Origin of the sequence: Sulfurimonas iocasae (assembly GCF_047716755.1) — a bacterium.
GTDB lineage: Bacteria > Campylobacterota > Campylobacteria > Campylobacterales > Sulfurimonadaceae > Sulfurimonas.
Genome location: NZ_CP180409.1, coordinates 303,099 through 318,872, shown reverse-complemented (window position 1 = coordinate 318,872; position 15,774 = coordinate 303,099). Strand labels below are relative to the sequence as shown.

Below are 15,774 nucleotides of genomic sequence, written 5' to 3'. Positions count from 1 at the left end.
AGAAACAGATTCTACTACTTCCCTGTAACCTTTACATACTCTGCAACATTTCGAAAATATGGCGGCCATCCAAAGTGTACTCTAAAAGCCTTGGCATCTCCAGGTTTCAAGTTAGTAGCTACAACAAATTGTTTTATAATAGTTTGAGGCTTATACAAAATATTTGCACCACCACTAAAGAAATCCATAAAGCCGCTTGGTTTATAAAAGTTACCACCTTTTACATTTCCTGCAGTATGTCCTTGATTTACCAACTTAATCTCTATAGTAACTGTACCAATCTCATGATTACCTTCATTTTTCACTATACCAGTATAGATAATTTTCTCAATTCCTAGAAGTCTTTTGTTTTTTAATTTATATAGCTTTGGAAATTTTGTATACTTATCAACAATAACTATAGAGAAACCAGCTAATAATATACTAATCAATGATACAGATATCAACATAGGAAAAATAAGTTTTTTGTTTGTTTGTTTAAAAGTAGAAACAACACCGCCTACAAATATAAAAAGAATTACAGCTAGTACTATGTAATGCCAATAATTAAAAAGGGTTATCATTTGCACTTTGCTCCAATCGAGATATTAAAATCTTTTGAGTACGTAAAAGGTGCAATAATTATCTTGAACTCTCTCGTTTGCCCAACTGCTATATCTTGTTCTACAATCGACATATTTGTAAATGAGTTAAATGAGTACAGATAGTTCTTTAATTCATTCTTACTTACTTTATTAGCACTAGCGGTAATCTTACAACTCTTAAAAAATCGCTGAGATTCATTAGTTATTTTACCCTTAACAACAACAGCTTGCGTAAAATTTAATTTCTGTTGAGTAATAAGTTCTGTCTTGTTCTTAAACAAGTACTCATGCATCTTTAGATAACCAAGAGTTGGTCCTGCAATGAGAATAGTAAAAGATATAAGTATGAGAAGGATTGCTAATACGGTTTTTCTTCTAAGTACAATGCCTAAAATTATAAAAAGGATAAAAAGTCCAAATACACTACCAAAAAGAATGTAATCATATGTAATCAATTCATTTATAAAGGCAGTTATTTTTGATTTCATATATATGAGTCCTTATTTCTCTCTTGAGTTTTTCTCAGCTATTCCACTCATATCAAATCTACGAGCAAGCTCTTGTTTAATGCGATCAGGAGAGATGTTTTTAACAGCTAATGCCACAAGCATATGGTAAGTCAAGTCTGCAGCTTCATAAATCATCTCTGATTCATCATTATCTTTATATGCAAAACTAAACTCACCTGCCTCTTCTACAACTTTTTTCAAAATTGTATTCTCACCTTTAGAGATAAGCTTAGCTGTCCATGAAGACTCAGGGTCTGCAAGTTTACGCTCTTGTATTGTATGATAAAGAGTATCAATCACTCCGTAAAGAGATTCGGAGCTTACTTCGACCTCAGAGTTCGCCGCGCCACTCTCTAACTCTGTAAAAAAACATGAACGACGACCTGTATGGCAAGCAACACCTTCTTGAGTCACTTTTATAAGAAGTGTATCATTGTCACAGTCAATATTAAAAGAGTGGATTTTTTGAATATGTCCACTACTTTCACCTTTTTTCCAGATGCGTTGTTTTGAACGAGAAAAGTAATGTGCTATTTTTGTGCTAAGTGAAAGTTCTAAAGCTTGCTTATTCATATAAGCCATCATTAGAACTTCGTTATTTGAGTTATCTTGAACAATAACTGGCAAAAGTTCACACTTTTGCCAATCTATTCGATTTATTGCGTCTTGCATATTTCTACTTACTGACCTGTAGAAGTTTTCGTTTGATGTCCATTTTTCATATCAACCCAAATATTTGGAGTTGAACCGCCAGGTGTTAAGAAAATCTTTGCATCTTTGTTTTCACGAAGTGCATCATTAAATTGACCTTGAACTTTCATCTGCTCTAACTGTAGAAGCTTTGTAGTTAATGATTTTGAAATCAGGTAGTTAGCTTTTGATTTTGCATCTGCGTCAATTGTAATAGCATCTGCAATACCTTGTGCTTCAATTCTAGCTTTTTGAGCCACACCTTCTGCTTCAGCAGCACGCTTAAGAGCTTCTTGTTTTGCACGTTGTACATCTTGTTCAGCTTTTTGAACTTCTTGTTTTGCAACTTGAACACGTTCGATTTGATCTCTTACTTTTTGAGGCAGACCAATTTCACGAAGTTGAACAGACTGAAGATCAGCTGGTGAATTTTGAAGGCCTGTTACACTAGCTCTTACACCCTTGTCAATCTCATCAGCTATAACATTTCTTTGTTGTGGAAGTGACTCTGCATCATACTTACCAACAACATTACGAACAACATCACGAACAACAGGATTGATAATCTTATCTTCCCAGCTAAATCCCCAGTTAGAAATAGTCTGTGCTGCGAACTGTGAGTTAAGTCTATACTGAACAGTCAGCTCAATAGAAACCGGAAGACCACGCTTATCAAGAACCGTAATAGCTGGTTTAACATTGATACCAGCTGCATTACCGCCACTAGCCTCTATACGAGACGCATAGTTAATAATACGAACTTTAGTATCTACCACGTATACTTTTTGAATCACTGGAACAATAAAGTGAAGGCCTGGCAGTAGTGCCTGATCTTGATACTTACCATTTGTACTTAAAATACCACGCTCACCCTCTTGAATGATAGTAAATGGTTTTGCTAAAATAAGAACTACTATTACAGCAACTAAAAAGTAAACTATACCAGCTTTTCCGCCGCCAAAATTCATATCAAACTTTGGTAACTGTGGACCACCGCCACCTCCGCCAGAACCACCTGTAGATTTTTTTCCAAATCCACCACTTTCACTCTTTTTCTTATTGAAATAATCATTCATATCTGAAGCCATTAAATTTCCTTAATTTATGTTTTTGTTATTATAATAGTTCTTTATAAATGAACCACACATTGTCTGTTTAAAACGTGAACTAGTCTATATACGTTAAATAGTGCTCGTACTTAGCATTTCTGCCAAACACTATGTCAAAGTAAGTGCTCTGAATCTTTTCAGTCATCTCACCACGAGAACCACATCCAATCTCTCTAGCATCTACCAATGCGATAGGAGTAATCTCAGCAGCTGTTCCAGTTAAAAATGCTTCATCCGCAACATAAACTTCTTCTCTTGTTATACGACGACGAGTAACTTTGATACCAAAATCTTTTGCCATCTCTATAACCATTTTTTGAGTTATAGATGCAAGAGAGTTATCATTTGGAGGAGTAATTAATTCTCCATTTTTAACCATGAAAAAACATGCTCCACTAGCTTCTGCAACATAACCTTGGTCATCCAAAAGAAGAGCTTCATCATAACCACAGTCAATTGCCTCATACTTAGCCATTTGAGAGTTTAAGTAGTTAGCAGATGCTTTTGCTTTACCCATATTTGAAGTGTTTGCAGGTCTAGTCATAGAAGCAATTTTAAGTCTAATTCCATGCTTAAGAGCATCCTCACCAAGATAAGCGCCCCATTGCCAAGCTGCCATTACAGTCTCAACTGGAGCCTCTTTATGGTAAACACCCATAACACCATAACCTAAAAATGCAAAAGGACGAAGATATACGGTATCCAACGTAAATTTATTCATTCTTACTAAATCAATTTGTGCTTGATTCATTTCTTCAATTGAGTAAGGAATATCGATAAGTGTCATCTTAGCAGACTCTTTTAATCTCCTTGTATGCTCATCAAGACGAAAGATTGCATAACCCTTTTCAGTCTTATAAGCTTTTGTTCCTTCAATAACACCATTTCCGTAGTGCAAAGTGTGTGATAGTACATGTACCTTAGCATCTTCCCAAGCTACAAACTCTCCATTCATCCAAATATATTTGGCTGCGTCCATTAAAATCTCCAATAATTATGACTTTATAAATTCTTGATATTCTATCTAAAATGATGTTTATTATATATTAAGTATCTTAATCAGTAAATCAAAAATTTAAATCTACAGTACACATTTCACAAAAAAAACGAAGCTTGAGTTTTCAATTTATGATAAAAAATGTTAAATTTGTTAAATTTTATTTTTTTTGTGATATATAACAAAAAATTATGCTATACTGTCTAATTAACTAAAGGAGTGTCTTAATATGAAAAATAAATTTATAATTAAAACTGTCGTTCTATTAGCACTATCCACAAGTTTGTTTGCAATACAAGGTCCACACAAATCAGTAGTTATTAGTGATGGAGTATCTGATAATGCTGAAATATGTGTCTACTGTCATACACCTCATGCTTCAAGAATAGGTGGTCCCATTCCACTTTGGAATAAACCAGGTACAAACCTTGAAGCAATAAATGGATTTAAGATGTATGGAGCTACTACTGCAAATACAGTTACAGCTCAACAGCCACAAAATCAAACTTTAGCATGCCTTTCGTGTCATGATGGTGTTAGTGCTATGAATAGTGTAATTAATGCCCCTGGAACAGGAAATGTTTATCCGGATGGTGTGCTTATAGGTACACCTACCGATGCTAGAACTATGTATGATTTTAATTTTTTAGCTGTTGGTTTAAATGGAGATTTAACAGATGATCATCCTGTTTCTATTGAATATATAGAAGGTAAAGCTAGTTTAAGACCTATAACTGATACTACGGATTTTTACGGTGCTACATATATTAGTGACCTTCTAAGAAACGGAAGAGTTGAGTGTGTAAGCTGTCATGATCCACATGGTACAGCTGGACTTCCTAGATACTTAAGAAAACTAAATGACAATAGTGGTTTATGTTTTGGTTGTCATGACAAATAACTTATATAACTAAACTTCATAAAAAGTTGCTTCTTGCAGCTTTTTATATTTATTTAAACTTTCACCCATAAATAATTATTTCATAATCTACCTTTTACCTTCGTAATTAAAAAAATAGCTTAACCTTACAATACTATTAGTTTACTCAGGTAACATAGCAAAAATCAAAAATATTATACAAATCTCATTATAAGTATTTTTAAATATAATGCAAATCATAAATTTATAATATAGGAGTCTTTTTTGCCAAATGAAGCAAAGAATATAGATAATACTGTAGGTGAAAACTTCTATTTAGAAGCTGCCAATAACATTATAATAGCTAGAGAATCAATCATTTCAATAGAAGAAACAGAAGAGTTAGCTGCTCAAGAAAAAATCTTAAAACTTAATGAAGAGATAAAAGACAAAGAAGCTTTAATAGAGCCCAATCAGACAATAAAACCTGCGAATGAAGAGAACCTTTCTTCAAGTCATGTATATGCTAGATATGAAGACGTAGATAAAGATCAACTTCAACGTGATCTTGAAGAGATAAAAGCTAATCTTGGCCCAGTAGGTGAAGAAGACTATCAGCATCTATTAAAACTTGAAAGATGGGGAAGAGGAGCAACACTTAGCGGGTTCTTTTTAATCTATGTTGCAACAGCTCTAGAAGTATCTATTGGTCTAAGTGCTTTTGGTTTTTGGACACTTGGAATTATTGCAGCCATTTTAATCGGGGTAGGAAATGTAGCTAGATGGGCAAATGTAGCTCATCCTATTTTACATGGAGCATATGATAAAGTTCCAAATATCCCTAAACAATACACAAAAGCTGGTTTTGCAAGAGGCAAACGAAGATATATTGACTGGTTAGACTGGATTAAACCTGAGGCTTGGGAGTATGAGCACAACATTATGCATCACTACCATTTGGGTGAAGATGATGATCCCGACAATGTTGAGCAAAATCTTCAATGGCTTATACAATCCAGGGTACCAATGTTTTTAAGATATGTAATTGTATACACATTTGCAGCATTTTGGAAACCAGTTTATTATGCTCCAAATACGCTAAGAATTTTAGAAAATAAAAAGCGTAGAAAAAAGAGACTTCCAGAGATTACCGAGTATCAGATCTCTCCATTTAGCGAAAATGGAAAAGAGTTATGGAAAAATTTCTATCTTCCTTACGGTATTGTAAAGTTTGTTCTACTTCCTCTTTTATTTTTACCGCTTGGAACAAGTGCAGTTTTAAGTGCTTTTATAATTATGTTAATGGCTGAAGTATATGCAAACCTTCACTCATTTTTGGTTATCGTTCCAAATCATTCTGCTGATGATATTTACCAATTTAGCGAACCTCACAAATCACAAGGTGAATTTTATCTAAGACAGATTATGGGTAGTGTAAACTACAACACTGGTTCTGATTTAATTGACTTCTCACAGGGTTTTTTAAATTACCAGATAGAGCATCATCTTTTTCCAAATACACCACAGAGTTATCAGCAAAAAATGCAACCTCTTGTAAAAGAAGTTTGTAAAAAACATAACATAGAGTACAGACAAGAGAGTGTCTTTAAAAGGATTGGAATGACTATTGATTTAATGGTTGGAAAAACTAAAGTTCTTAGAGTGGATGGGATTTAACTAAGGAAGAAGGTGTAAAGCCCATGTCAAGCGGGCTTTACGGAAAACAAAAAGAAGAATTAATAAAAATAGTTATTAGAATCTAACTTCAGCAGTAAGCATGTAAGCTACGCCGTTAAGTTTTTCTTCTGCTTTACTTCTTGTGTTACCATCTTCATTTTCAGTAACAATTACATTTGCTAACCATTGAACATTTTTATTTTGTTCCCAAGCAGCACCAATAAGATATGACATATTTTCTCTTTCATCTCCACTTACAAGTAACTCTTTTGTCCAGCTATCATAACGAGCTATTGCTCTATACTCTTTTTCATGACCTAAACGATATTCAGCATTCACACTGTACCCTGAACCAGCTTCAGAAGAAACATAAGTAGAGTTTTCAGCAGTATCTTGAGATGAAATATATTGTGCAGATATTAAAAATTCCGGTTGATTATATACTGTATGTAATCCCATAAATACTAAGTCGTCATAGCCACTTGCTGCAGATGCATTAGCTTTGTGTGCTCCATTATATTGACCAAAGAAAGAAGCGTCAAAGTAAGTTTTAGTTGTTTGCTTGTCTTTACCATTCACACCTAATAAGTGAGCAGTAGCTCTCCACTCAAGACTCATACCTGTACCAGCTTTTTCAGTACTTTGATCATCATTAAAATCTGAGTGATAACCCTCACCATTGAATACACCAACTTCACTATCAAAGTATTTTGTTTTTGTTTTAAAGTTGAAACCAAAATCAGCTGAATTACTTAAGTGTCCACCATTGTCAGCTTCAATAAAAACTTTAGATATATTACGGTAGTACCAAGCATTATGTTCTTCATAATCATGCCATGGACGGTGAACAAGACCCATCTCAACACCGGTAAATGGTAGAACTTCATTTAAGAAAAGGTATGCATATTTAGCACGAACAACCATATCTGATTCAGCATTTTGATGCATATCAAATGTTACACGATAGTAAGATTTAGGATCATCTAAAAGATAAGCTTTTAATTGAAAATAAGCTCTTCTGATTTCAAAATTAGATTCATCACTCATATAATTCGTACCAGCTATACTTGTTTCACCAGACTTATAATCTTGATACGTATAACCTAAATATGTTAAACCGCTAAATTTAAGCTTTGATGCCATAGCAGATACTGAAGTACTGTTAGATTTAATCTCAGTACGACCTTCACCAGCAGTAGTAAATACTTGACCATTGTCATCTGTATAAAATTTAACATCTCCAGCAGATGCTGCTACTGTACCAATTGTTAATGCAGCTAATGCTGATAAAACGATTTTTTTCATTATTTGAATTCCTTTTTTAAAGAAACATTTTGCTTTGGCAAAAACGATTCTTTTGTTTTGTTGTGTAGAAGTATAAAATAGTTAGGTTACGTGAGGATTACAATTTACAATAGTAATTATAACTCACTTGCTGTTTATAAAGAGAAGGTAATATATGGAATATTTAAAGGATATTTATGAGATATGAAGATTTTGAGAAAGCTCTTGAGAGTTTGCAGATAGTCTCAAGAACTACTCCTGCTGAATTAAAGTACAAATATCAGAAGTTATCAAAAAAGTATCATCCAGATATGCCAAACGGTGATGAAAAAAAATTTCTAGAAATAAATGAAGCTTATAAAGTAATACAAGAGTATATGAAAAATTTTAGATTTCAATTAAATGAAGAAGAGTTTCATCAACAAAATCCATTTTCAAATAGACCTGATGATTGGTTTAAAAGTTTCAACTCTTAGGAGAGACTCTTGCATTGTCAAGATACAAGAGTCTTTAGGAGAAAAATGAAAATTTACAAATGGTCTTATACTCAGACTAAAAGCTATTACTCTTAGTAACCCCAGCAGCCAAAGAAAAGAAAAAGAGACTAAGTCCCTTTTTGCAGATTATTTAATATTAGTTGCCCAATACTCTCTAATCATTTTTTTAGTAGCTTCTGGAAGTGGAATGTATCCTAACTTCTTAGCTGATTTGTCGCCATTTTTAAAAGCATAGTCATAGAACTCTGTTACTTTTTTGTTCATTGCCGGTGTTTCAGTCGGAAGAAGAATGAAAGTAGCTGCAACAATCGGGTAAGAAGTGTCACCTGGCTGTAGAGCTAACATTGCATAGAAGTTGTCTTCTTTTGTCCAGCTTGCATATTTAGCAGCAGCTTTGAAGTTATCTTCAGTAGCTTTTACCCATTTACCATTTGCAGTTTTTAGTACAGCTGCTGAAAGGTGATTTTTCTCTTTATATGCATTTTCAATATAACCGATAGAGTATGGAGTCTGCTTAACTAAGTTTGCAACACCCTCGTTACCTTTTCCACCAATACCAACAGCCCAGTCAACTGCTTTACCAGTACCAAAGTTGTTTTTCCAGTTATCAGAACTTCCGCTTAGGTAGTAAGTGAAGTTATAAGTAGTACCTGAACCATCTGAACGGTGAACAACAATAATTTTTTGATTTGGGAGGTTAATACCTTTATTATCTGCTGCGATTGCTGAGTCATTCCACATAGTAATCTTACCTGCAAAGATATCAGCAACAATACTATTGTTTAACTTAAGTGTCTCATCAGCGATACCATCAACATTAAATGCTACAACAATTGAACCAATAACTGCTGGAAATTGTAGAAGTTTTGCTTTTGCTAATTTTTTAGAGTTGAGAGGCTTATCAGAAGCACCGAAATCTACAATACGCTTAGTGATTTGTTTGATACCACCACCAGAACCGATTGATTGATAGTTAACACGGTTTTTAGTGTCTTTTTTATAATTAAAAGCCCAATCATAGTATAGTGGAGCAGGAAAAGATGCACCTGCACCATTGATTTTATCAGCAGCGAAAGACGAAGTAATTGAAGCAGTTGCAACCAAAGCAACTAAAGCTAGTTTCTTTAACATTTTTGTACCTTTTTTATTTTAAGATACGAAATTATAAAATTACAATGTTACAAGCTGATTACAAAAGCTCTCTTTTTGTGTAACCTCTTTGTAACCATTACTTTTTAAGTGAGAACTTAAACATCTTCTCCATAGCTATGGCTTCATCCCGTCCGTAAACAATAATCTCTTTGTCTACTTTTATCTTTTTGGAACTAATCTTATTTGGATATTTAACGAAATTTAAAATATGCTTTATACAGTTAGTTCTAGCTTTTTTCTTATTATCACTTTTTACTATTGTCCATGGAGCCGTTTCTGTATGAGTAGAACTTAACATCATATACTTTGCCAGAGAGTATTCATTCCATAGCTTTTGTGACTCTTTATCTACAGGTGAGAGTTTGTACTGTTTTAAAGGGTCTGTCTCTCTTGCTTTAAATCTTCTTGCCTGCTCATCCTTAGATACAGAAAAGTAAAATTTAAAAATCTGAATACCTTCATCTACAATCATCTGCTCAAATTTAGGTGCATCTTTTAAAAACTTGTGATGCTCTCGCTCAGTACAAAATCCCATAACCGGCTCAACCATTGATCTGTTATACCAACTTCTGTCAAACAACACAATCTCGCCGGCACTTGGAAGATGTTTGACATATCTTTGAAAATACCATTGTGTCATCTCTTGATTACTTGGTTTTTCTAAGGCTACAACTCTTGCACCCCTTGGATTAAGATGTTCCGTGATTCTTTTGATAGTTCCGCCTTTACCCGCTGCATCACGCCCCTCAAAAATCATAAGAATTTTCAGTCCCTTATCTTTAACATGATTTTGAAATTTCAGAATCTCAATCTGTAAACTAGTAAGTTCTTTTTCGTAATCTAAGGTCTCTTGCTTAACCCAGATTTGAACTTTATTACCTTTTTTATTCATCTTTTTTCTTTTTCGCTTAAAGTTTTTAGATTGATGTTTCTCTTTTTCTTCACTGTCTATCTCCTCTTCATCTTTAAACTCATCACTTATTATATTTCTATCTTGTCCCATATGTTCTTTCCTTTTTATCTAAGATTATTAGCCTATAAATTTACCAGTACTTGAAACCTGAGCATCCATGATTTCTATCTCTCTTGCTCCAGAAATAACTACATCAGGGTTTAGTGCATAACTTAGATGCTCATCACGATTTTCATAATCAACTGCATTAAGTATGACTTTTAAAGACTCCATTCTAGCAAGTTGCTTATCTTTGGATCTTATTATTGTCCACGGAGCACTATGTGAATGAGTCTGCTTTATCATATTGTATTTTGTAATTGTAAAGTCATCCCATCTCTCTTGAGCTTGAAGATCTATCTCACTAAGTTTCCACTGTCTAAGTGGATCGTTTTTACGTCTAGCAAATCTTTTTGCTTGCTCATCTTTTGTAACGCTATAGTAGAGTTTTACAAGTATGATTCCTTGGCGAACAAGATCATTTTCAAACCCCTTAACACCATTCATAAAATCACCATACTCTTTATTTGTACAAAAATTAAACACAGACTCAACCATAGCTCTGTTATACCAACTTCTATCAAAAAGTACTACTTCTCCACCTCTAGGAAAATGCTCTATATATTTTTGATAGAACCATTGTGTCTTTTGTTCCTCAGTAGGTTTACCAAGAGCAACTACGCGATAATGTTTTTCATCCATATATCTTGTAACTCTTCTAATAGTTCCACCTTTTCCGGCAGCATCTCTGCCTTCAAAAAGAATAATCATTTTTTGTTCTGTTTTCTCAAGATATTTCTGAAGTTTTATAAGTTCTGCCTGATAAGGCTTAAGCTTTTGCTCATCAATTCTTTTAATCTCTGCTTTACTTCTTTTTTGTTTATGTGATTTTGATTTTTTATACCCTTTTATCAACTCATCAAGTGAAACTTGATTGCCATCTACGTCAAATACATTTTTTTCCTTTGCTCCCATAAAAACCCCTTGTAGTTTTACAAATTTTTGTGTGATTAAACTAGATTAAATACAACCCTCTATCCGAAAAGTATACTCCTACTTTTCTTGATAGTTTCTTCAACATTAAAGCACTATTCCTTTTATCATGAAAAATATCATAGCAGATAAAATTGCAGTAGCTGGTACCGTTATTAGCCAAGCCGCTATAATTTTCTTAATTGTATCTCTTTTTACATACTTAACTTTTCTACTACTTTTAAGACTCTTTTTTGACTCTTTTAGATTATCTTCTTCATCATTTATTTTTTTGTAAAGATCTACAATTCTTTCATAATCTTCTTTGTTTTTATGCTCTTTAGCATCTAGAGTTTCTAGCTCTCTGCTATATGCTTTTAAAAGTTTTTTCTCATCCGCTATCTCTTCTTTTTCTTGAGCAATATCATCTTTTATATTTGTTGTATGAAGAAATTCTCTCAAAAAACCAACTCCAAAAATACCACCAATCGCAATATGAGTAGAGCTTACAGGAAGTCCAAGTTGTGAAGCTATAATAACTGTTATAGATGCAGCCATTGCAACAGAGAATGCTCTCATCTGGTCTAATTCAGTAATCTCACTTCCAACAGTTCTTATAAGACTTGGTCCATAAAGAGCCAGCCCCATAGCTATACCAATAGCTCCAACACCCATTATCCAAAGAGGTATTCCTGCTTTTTCTGAGATTCCACCAGTCATTACTGCATCACTTATAGCCGCTAAAGGTCCTATAGCATTTGCGACATCATTAGCCCCATGAGCAAAACTAAGAAGTGCTGCTGCAAAAATTAGTGGTACAGTAAAAAGCCTGTTTAGACCTTCTCTGCTGTTGTCAATACTATGAGCTTTTTTATTAACTCTTGTTTTCATAAATATATAAACAATTATTGCAATAACAAGCCCCATGATTGCAGCTACTAAAAAGGTCGGTTTTTTTGTATCTGGTAAAAAGGTGAAAATATCTACAATATTTGGCCAAACTTTATTAAGACCCTTTATAGTTAAGTAAGTAACAAAAGCCCAAGACATCATTGCTACAAAGATAGGAACCCATTTAACGGCTGCTTTTATCTTATCTGTTTTAAATACCATTGTTTTTTTAATAGAAAAGAGAAAGAGTGCTGCAATAATCCCGCCAAGAATAGGTGAAATTATCCACGAGGATGCTATTTTTAGCATTGTTGTCCAATTAACTATGCCAAAACCTGCAGCTGCAATACCAGCACCCATAACTCCACCAACTATAGAGTGAGTTGTAGAGACAGGTGCTTTTATCATTGTTGCAAAATTTAGCCACAATGAAGCAGCTAAAAGTGAAGCCATCATAGCCCATATAAATGGATTTACATCTCCTCCAAAAGCATTTATATCAATAATACCTTTTTTGATTGTATTTACTACATCACCACCAGCTATTAAAGCACCACTTGCTTCAAAAATAGCTGCTATTACTATGGCACCACCCATAGTTAATGCTTTTGAACCGACAGCTGGTCCAACATTGTTAGCTACATCATTAGCACCGATATTCATTGCCATATACGCACCAAAAAGGGCTGCTATTGCTAAAAACATACTATTTGGAACACCTCCCATACTTAAAAAGCTGTATGAAAGGACTGCAACCATAAAAAAAAGTGCAAACCCGAGTCTCATAAAATCTATACCGCTGCTCTTACGAGCCTCTTTTTGCATCTTTTTAACTATCTGAATTTCCATATTTCTCTTTTTCCAAACTGATAATATTTAAAACTTATATATGATGTTTATTAGAAGTTTCTATCAGATATATCTAGTGAGTATACTACTCCTTTTCTTGATTTTTTCTTCAAATTTCATAACTCTTTTACACGATATATACAATGTATATAATATCTAACTATTTAAGTAACCTCTATGTAACCAAACTTTTTTATAATTGCGAACTTTTTTTAAATGGGAGAAACAATTTGAGTTCTATATTAGACAAACTCTTTTTACACTTAACAAAATTCATAGCTGTTTCTGTACTTTTTTTAGTTGCTTGGATTTTTACAGTTTTATTTCAACACTCAATGGAGTCTATACAAGCTTTAGGTTTTGACTTTATTACAGAAACAAAATGGGCTCCAAATCTAGAAAAATTTGGTGCACTCCCAGCTATTTACGGTTCTGTTGTATCAACTTTTTTAGCAATGGTTTTAGCAGTTCCATTAGCTATTGGTGTTGCAATATTTTTAAGTGAATTAGCTCCTGAAAAATTTAAGTCGTCTGTTGGTGTCTCGATAGAACTTCTTGCGGCTATACCATCAGTTATTTACGGTATGTGGGGTCTTTTTTACTTTGTGCCAATCGTTCGTGATATCTTTGGCGGTATTGGTATCAGTATGCTTACAGCAGGTATTGTGCTTTCCATCATGATACTTCCATTTATGGCAGCTGTTACAAGAGATGCAATGAATACAACTCCAGATATCTTAAAAGAATCAGCTTATGCACTTGGCGGGACAAAATGGGATGTTATAAAAGACATCATCATCCCTTACGCAAAAGCAGGAATCATCGGTTCGTTTATCTTAGCACTTGGTCGTGCTATCGGTGAGACAATGGCAGTTACATTTGTAATGGGTAATGTACATAAAATCTCTATGGATTTAACCCAGCCAGCGACTTCTATTCCTGTAACACTTGCAAATGAGTTTACAGAAGCAGATACAGGACTTTACTATTCATCTCTATTTGAGTTATCTCTTCTACTTCTTGTAATTAGTTTTACTATTATCTCAATCGCTAAGTTCTACTTCTTGCGAAGAAAAAGGATAGCGTAATGACACATACTCAAAAGCGAATAATAACAAATAATGTAGTTATGGTTCTATCTACTTTGTCCGCTCTGATTGGAATTGGATTTCTATTTTGGATTTTAGGTGTTTTAATCATTAATGGAGTAGATGCGCTTAGCATGACTATATTCATTGAAGAAGGAGCACCTCCCGGTTATGCTGAGAGTGGTTTAAAACATGCACTAATCGGTCAGCTTATGATTGTTGGTGTTGCAACATTTGTTGGTGTTCCACTTGGCATCTTAGCTGGAACATATCTTAGTGAGTATGGTCAAAAATCTAAACTATCTGAGACTATTCGTGATATCTCAGATATTATGATGTCAGCTCCAAGTATCGTGATCGGTGCATTTGTTTATGCCATAATCGTTGCACCAATGGGTCATTTTAGTGGTTGGGCCGGTTCAATTGCTCTAATAATCATCATGCTTCCTATTATTTTAAGAACAACGGACGATATGCTTCAGCTTGTTCCTTCAACTTTAAGAGAGGCTGCTTTTGCACTTGGTGCTCCAAAGTATAAAGTGATTACCCAAGTGGTTTATCGTGGAGCTAAGGCTGGGATACTTACAGGTATCTTACTCGGTGTAGCTCGCGTGGCAGGTGAAACTGCTCCACTTCTGTTTACATCATTTAATGATAACTTTTTAAATACAGATATGAATGAGCCTATGGCATCTCTAACTGTAACTATGTACAACTACGCAACTAGTCCCTATGAAGATTGGCAAAAACTTGGTTGGGCGGCAGCGTTTATCTTAAGTATGTTTATTTTAAGTCTAAATATCATTGGACGACTAATTATTATGAAAAAAAGAGGAAAATAATGGCTACAATTGTAGATATAACCCAAGAAAAAGCACTAGAAGTTAATAACTTTGAATTCACATATGCAGGAGCTGATGAGCCAAGTATTAAAACACTTACTATGCCAATAGCAAAAAATAGTATCACAGCACTTATTGGACCTTCTGGATGTGGTAAAACTACACTTCTTAGAAGTTTTAACCGTATGCATGATCTCTATCCAGGGAATAAATATGATGGAGAAATTCTTTTTAAAGATAAAAATATCTTAACTCCAAAAGAAGACCTTATAAACCTTAGAATTCAAATAGGTATGATTTTTCAAAAACCTACTGCTTTTCCAATGAGTATATTTGACAATGTAGCATATGGAATGCGTCTTCAAGGTATAAAAAACAAAACTGAACTACAAGACAGAGTTGAAAAAGCACTTAAAGATGCAGCTATCTGGAAGGAAGTCAAAGATAGACTTAAGCACGATGCAAATGGACTCTCCGGTGGACAACAACAGAGACTCTGTATAGCAAGAGCAGTTGCTGTTGAGCCAGAAGTTTTACTTTTTGATGAACCTACTTCTGCACTTGACCCAATATCTACCGCCGGAATCGAAGAGCTGATAGTTGAGCTTAAAGAACGTGTTTCTATTATTATAGTAACACACAATATGCAGCAAGCTGCTCGTGTTAGTGACTATACCGGCTTTATGTACCTTGGAGAGCTTATAGAGTTAGGTAAAACTGAAGAGCTTTTTGTAACCCCTAAAGAGAAGTTAACTGAAGAGTATATCACTGGAAAATTTGGTTAATTTAAAATTGCACTAGTGTAATGGGCTTTCTGCCGAA

Annotated in this window: 16 protein-coding genes; 6 read left to right on the top strand and 10 right to left on the bottom strand. The window is 34.1% G+C overall.

Going from position 1 to position 15,774, the window contains the following annotated elements:
• Positions 1–14: 14 nt before the first annotated feature.
• The 5 genes from ACLHDE_RS01700 to ACLHDE_RS01680 form a co-directional block, all read right to left on the bottom strand.
• Entirely contained in the window at positions 15–563 is a 549-nt protein-coding gene (locus ACLHDE_RS01700) for a DUF2393 family protein (protein ID WP_415397433.1), read from the bottom strand.
• On the bottom strand, positions 560–1,072 hold the full coding sequence (locus ACLHDE_RS01695; protein ID WP_415397432.1) for a DUF2393 domain-containing protein: 513 nt from the start codon (positions 1,070–1,072) through the stop codon (positions 560–562). Before ACLHDE_RS01695 ends, ACLHDE_RS01700 begins: the two co-directional genes overlap by 4 nt.
• 12 nt (positions 1,073–1,084) lie before the next feature.
• Positions 1,085–1,765: a bifunctional phosphoribosyl-AMP cyclohydrolase/phosphoribosyl-ATP diphosphatase HisIE gene (gene hisIE / locus ACLHDE_RS01690; protein WP_415397431.1), complete on the bottom strand. Its 681-nt coding sequence runs from the start codon at positions 1,763–1,765 to the stop codon at positions 1,085–1,087.
• Positions 1,766–1,773: 8 nt separating this feature from the next.
• Entirely contained in the window at positions 1,774–2,871 is a 1,098-nt protein-coding gene (locus tag ACLHDE_RS01685) for a prohibitin family protein (protein ID WP_415397430.1), read from the bottom strand.
• Positions 2,872–2,950: 79 nt separating this feature from the next.
• Positions 2,951–3,871 (bottom strand): branched-chain amino acid transaminase, encoded by a 921-nt coding sequence (locus ACLHDE_RS01680; RefSeq protein ID WP_415397429.1) that lies wholly within the window; start codon positions 3,869–3,871, stop codon positions 2,951–2,953.
• Positions 3,872–4,118: 247 nt separating this feature from the next.
• Here ACLHDE_RS01680 and ACLHDE_RS01675 point away from each other — a divergent pair, with 247 nt between their 5' ends.
• Both ACLHDE_RS01675 and ACLHDE_RS01670 read left to right on the top strand, forming a co-directional pair.
• Complete coding sequence (locus tag ACLHDE_RS01675; RefSeq protein ID WP_415397428.1) at positions 4,119–4,790, top strand: cytochrome c3 family protein; 672 nt, start codon at positions 4,119–4,121, stop codon at positions 4,788–4,790.
• Positions 4,791–5,033: 243 nt separating this feature from the next.
• Positions 5,034–6,425, top strand: a complete 1,392-nt coding sequence (locus tag ACLHDE_RS01670) for an acyl-CoA desaturase (protein WP_415397427.1) — start codon at positions 5,034–5,036, stop codon at positions 6,423–6,425.
• Positions 6,426–6,500: 75 nt separating this feature from the next.
• Here the strand turns inward: ACLHDE_RS01670 and ACLHDE_RS01665 are convergent, their stop codons facing one another.
• Complete coding sequence (locus ACLHDE_RS01665) at positions 6,501–7,730, bottom strand: hypothetical protein (RefSeq protein WP_415397426.1); 1,230 nt, start codon at positions 7,728–7,730, stop codon at positions 6,501–6,503.
• Positions 7,731–7,906: 176 nt separating this feature from the next.
• Here ACLHDE_RS01665 and ACLHDE_RS01660 point away from each other — a divergent pair, with 176 nt between their 5' ends.
• Positions 7,907–8,185 carry a DnaJ domain-containing protein gene (locus ACLHDE_RS01660; protein WP_415397425.1) on the top strand — a complete coding sequence of 93 codons (279 nt, stop codon included), beginning with the start codon at positions 7,907–7,909 and terminating at the stop codon, positions 8,183–8,185.
• Positions 8,186–8,332: 147 nt separating this feature from the next.
• On the opposite strand, the gene pstS is transcribed toward ACLHDE_RS01660, so the two are convergent.
• From pstS to ACLHDE_RS01640, 4 genes are all read right to left on the bottom strand, one after another.
• Positions 8,333–9,337, bottom strand: coding sequence for a phosphate ABC transporter substrate-binding protein PstS (gene pstS / locus ACLHDE_RS01655; RefSeq protein ID WP_415397424.1), 1,005 nt, complete (start codon positions 9,335–9,337; stop codon positions 8,333–8,335).
• 97 nt (positions 9,338–9,434) lie between these two features.
• Complete coding sequence (gene ppk2, locus ACLHDE_RS01650; RefSeq protein WP_415397423.1) at positions 9,435–10,361, bottom strand: polyphosphate kinase 2; 927 nt, start codon at positions 10,359–10,361, stop codon at positions 9,435–9,437.
• Positions 10,362–10,388: 27 nt separating this feature from the next.
• Entirely contained in the window at positions 10,389–11,285 is an 897-nt protein-coding gene (ppk2, locus tag ACLHDE_RS01645; protein WP_415397422.1) for a polyphosphate kinase 2, read from the bottom strand.
• A gap of 105 nt (positions 11,286–11,390) precedes the next feature.
• Complete coding sequence (locus ACLHDE_RS01640) at positions 11,391–13,022, bottom strand: inorganic phosphate transporter (RefSeq protein WP_415397421.1); 1,632 nt, start codon at positions 13,020–13,022, stop codon at positions 11,391–11,393.
• A 230-nt stretch (positions 13,023–13,252) separates the two neighbouring features.
• Here ACLHDE_RS01640 and pstC point away from each other — a divergent pair, with 230 nt between their 5' ends.
• From pstC to pstB, 3 genes are read left to right on the top strand one after another with little or no spacing between them, the layout of a single operon-like run.
• On the top strand, positions 13,253–14,110 hold the full coding sequence (pstC, locus tag ACLHDE_RS01635) for a phosphate ABC transporter permease subunit PstC (RefSeq protein ID WP_415397420.1): 858 nt from the start codon (positions 13,253–13,255) through the stop codon (positions 14,108–14,110).
• Positions 14,110–14,952, top strand: a complete 843-nt coding sequence (pstA, locus tag ACLHDE_RS01630; RefSeq protein WP_415397419.1) for a phosphate ABC transporter permease PstA — start codon at positions 14,110–14,112, stop codon at positions 14,950–14,952. Before pstC ends, pstA begins: the two co-directional genes overlap by 1 nt.
• Positions 14,952–15,737 (top strand): phosphate ABC transporter ATP-binding protein PstB, encoded by a 786-nt coding sequence (pstB, locus tag ACLHDE_RS01625; RefSeq protein WP_415397418.1) that lies wholly within the window; start codon positions 14,952–14,954, stop codon positions 15,735–15,737. Before pstA ends, pstB begins: the two co-directional genes overlap by 1 nt.
• The last annotated feature ends 37 nt before the right edge of the window (positions 15,738–15,774 follow it).

What these genes read in the sequence shown, in the direction of transcription:
- ACLHDE_RS01700 (WP_415397433.1), bottom strand. Translation starts at nt 563, where the DNA reads ATGATAACCCTTTTTAATTATTGGCATTACATAGTACTAGCTGTAATT.
- ACLHDE_RS01695 (WP_415397432.1), bottom strand. Translation starts at nt 1,072, where the DNA reads ATGAAATCAAAAATAACTGCCTTTATAAATGAATTGATTACATATGAT.
- hisIE (WP_415397431.1), bottom strand. Translation starts at nt 1,765, where the DNA reads ATGCAAGACGCAATAAATCGAATAGATTGGCAAAAGTGTGAACTTTTG.
- ACLHDE_RS01685 (WP_415397430.1), bottom strand. Translation starts at nt 2,871, where the DNA reads ATGGCTTCAGATATGAATGATTATTTCAATAAGAAAAAGAGTGAAAGT.
- ACLHDE_RS01680 (WP_415397429.1), bottom strand. Translation starts at nt 3,871, where the DNA reads ATGGACGCAGCCAAATATATTTGGATGAATGGAGAGTTTGTAGCTTGG.
- ACLHDE_RS01675 (WP_415397428.1), top strand. Translation starts at nt 4,119, where the DNA reads ATGAAAAATAAATTTATAATTAAAACTGTCGTTCTATTAGCACTATCC.
- ACLHDE_RS01665 (WP_415397426.1), bottom strand. Translation starts at nt 7,730, where the DNA reads ATGAAAAAAATCGTTTTATCAGCATTAGCTGCATTAACAATTGGTACA.
- ACLHDE_RS01660 (WP_415397425.1), top strand. Translation starts at nt 7,907, where the DNA reads ATGAGATATGAAGATTTTGAGAAAGCTCTTGAGAGTTTGCAGATAGTC.
- pstS (WP_415397424.1), bottom strand. Translation starts at nt 9,337, where the DNA reads ATGTTAAAGAAACTAGCTTTAGTTGCTTTGGTTGCAACTGCTTCAATT.
- ppk2 (WP_415397423.1), bottom strand. Translation starts at nt 10,361, where the DNA reads ATGGGACAAGATAGAAATATAATAAGTGATGAGTTTAAAGATGAAGAG.
- ppk2 (WP_415397422.1), bottom strand. Translation starts at nt 11,285, where the DNA reads ATGGGAGCAAAGGAAAAAAATGTATTTGACGTAGATGGCAATCAAGTT.
- ACLHDE_RS01640 (WP_415397421.1), bottom strand. Translation starts at nt 13,022, where the DNA reads ATGGAAATTCAGATAGTTAAAAAGATGCAAAAAGAGGCTCGTAAGAGC.
- pstA (WP_415397419.1), top strand. Translation starts at nt 14,110, where the DNA reads ATGACACATACTCAAAAGCGAATAATAACAAATAATGTAGTTATGGTT.
- pstB (WP_415397418.1), top strand. Translation starts at nt 14,952, where the DNA reads ATGGCTACAATTGTAGATATAACCCAAGAAAAAGCACTAGAAGTTAAT.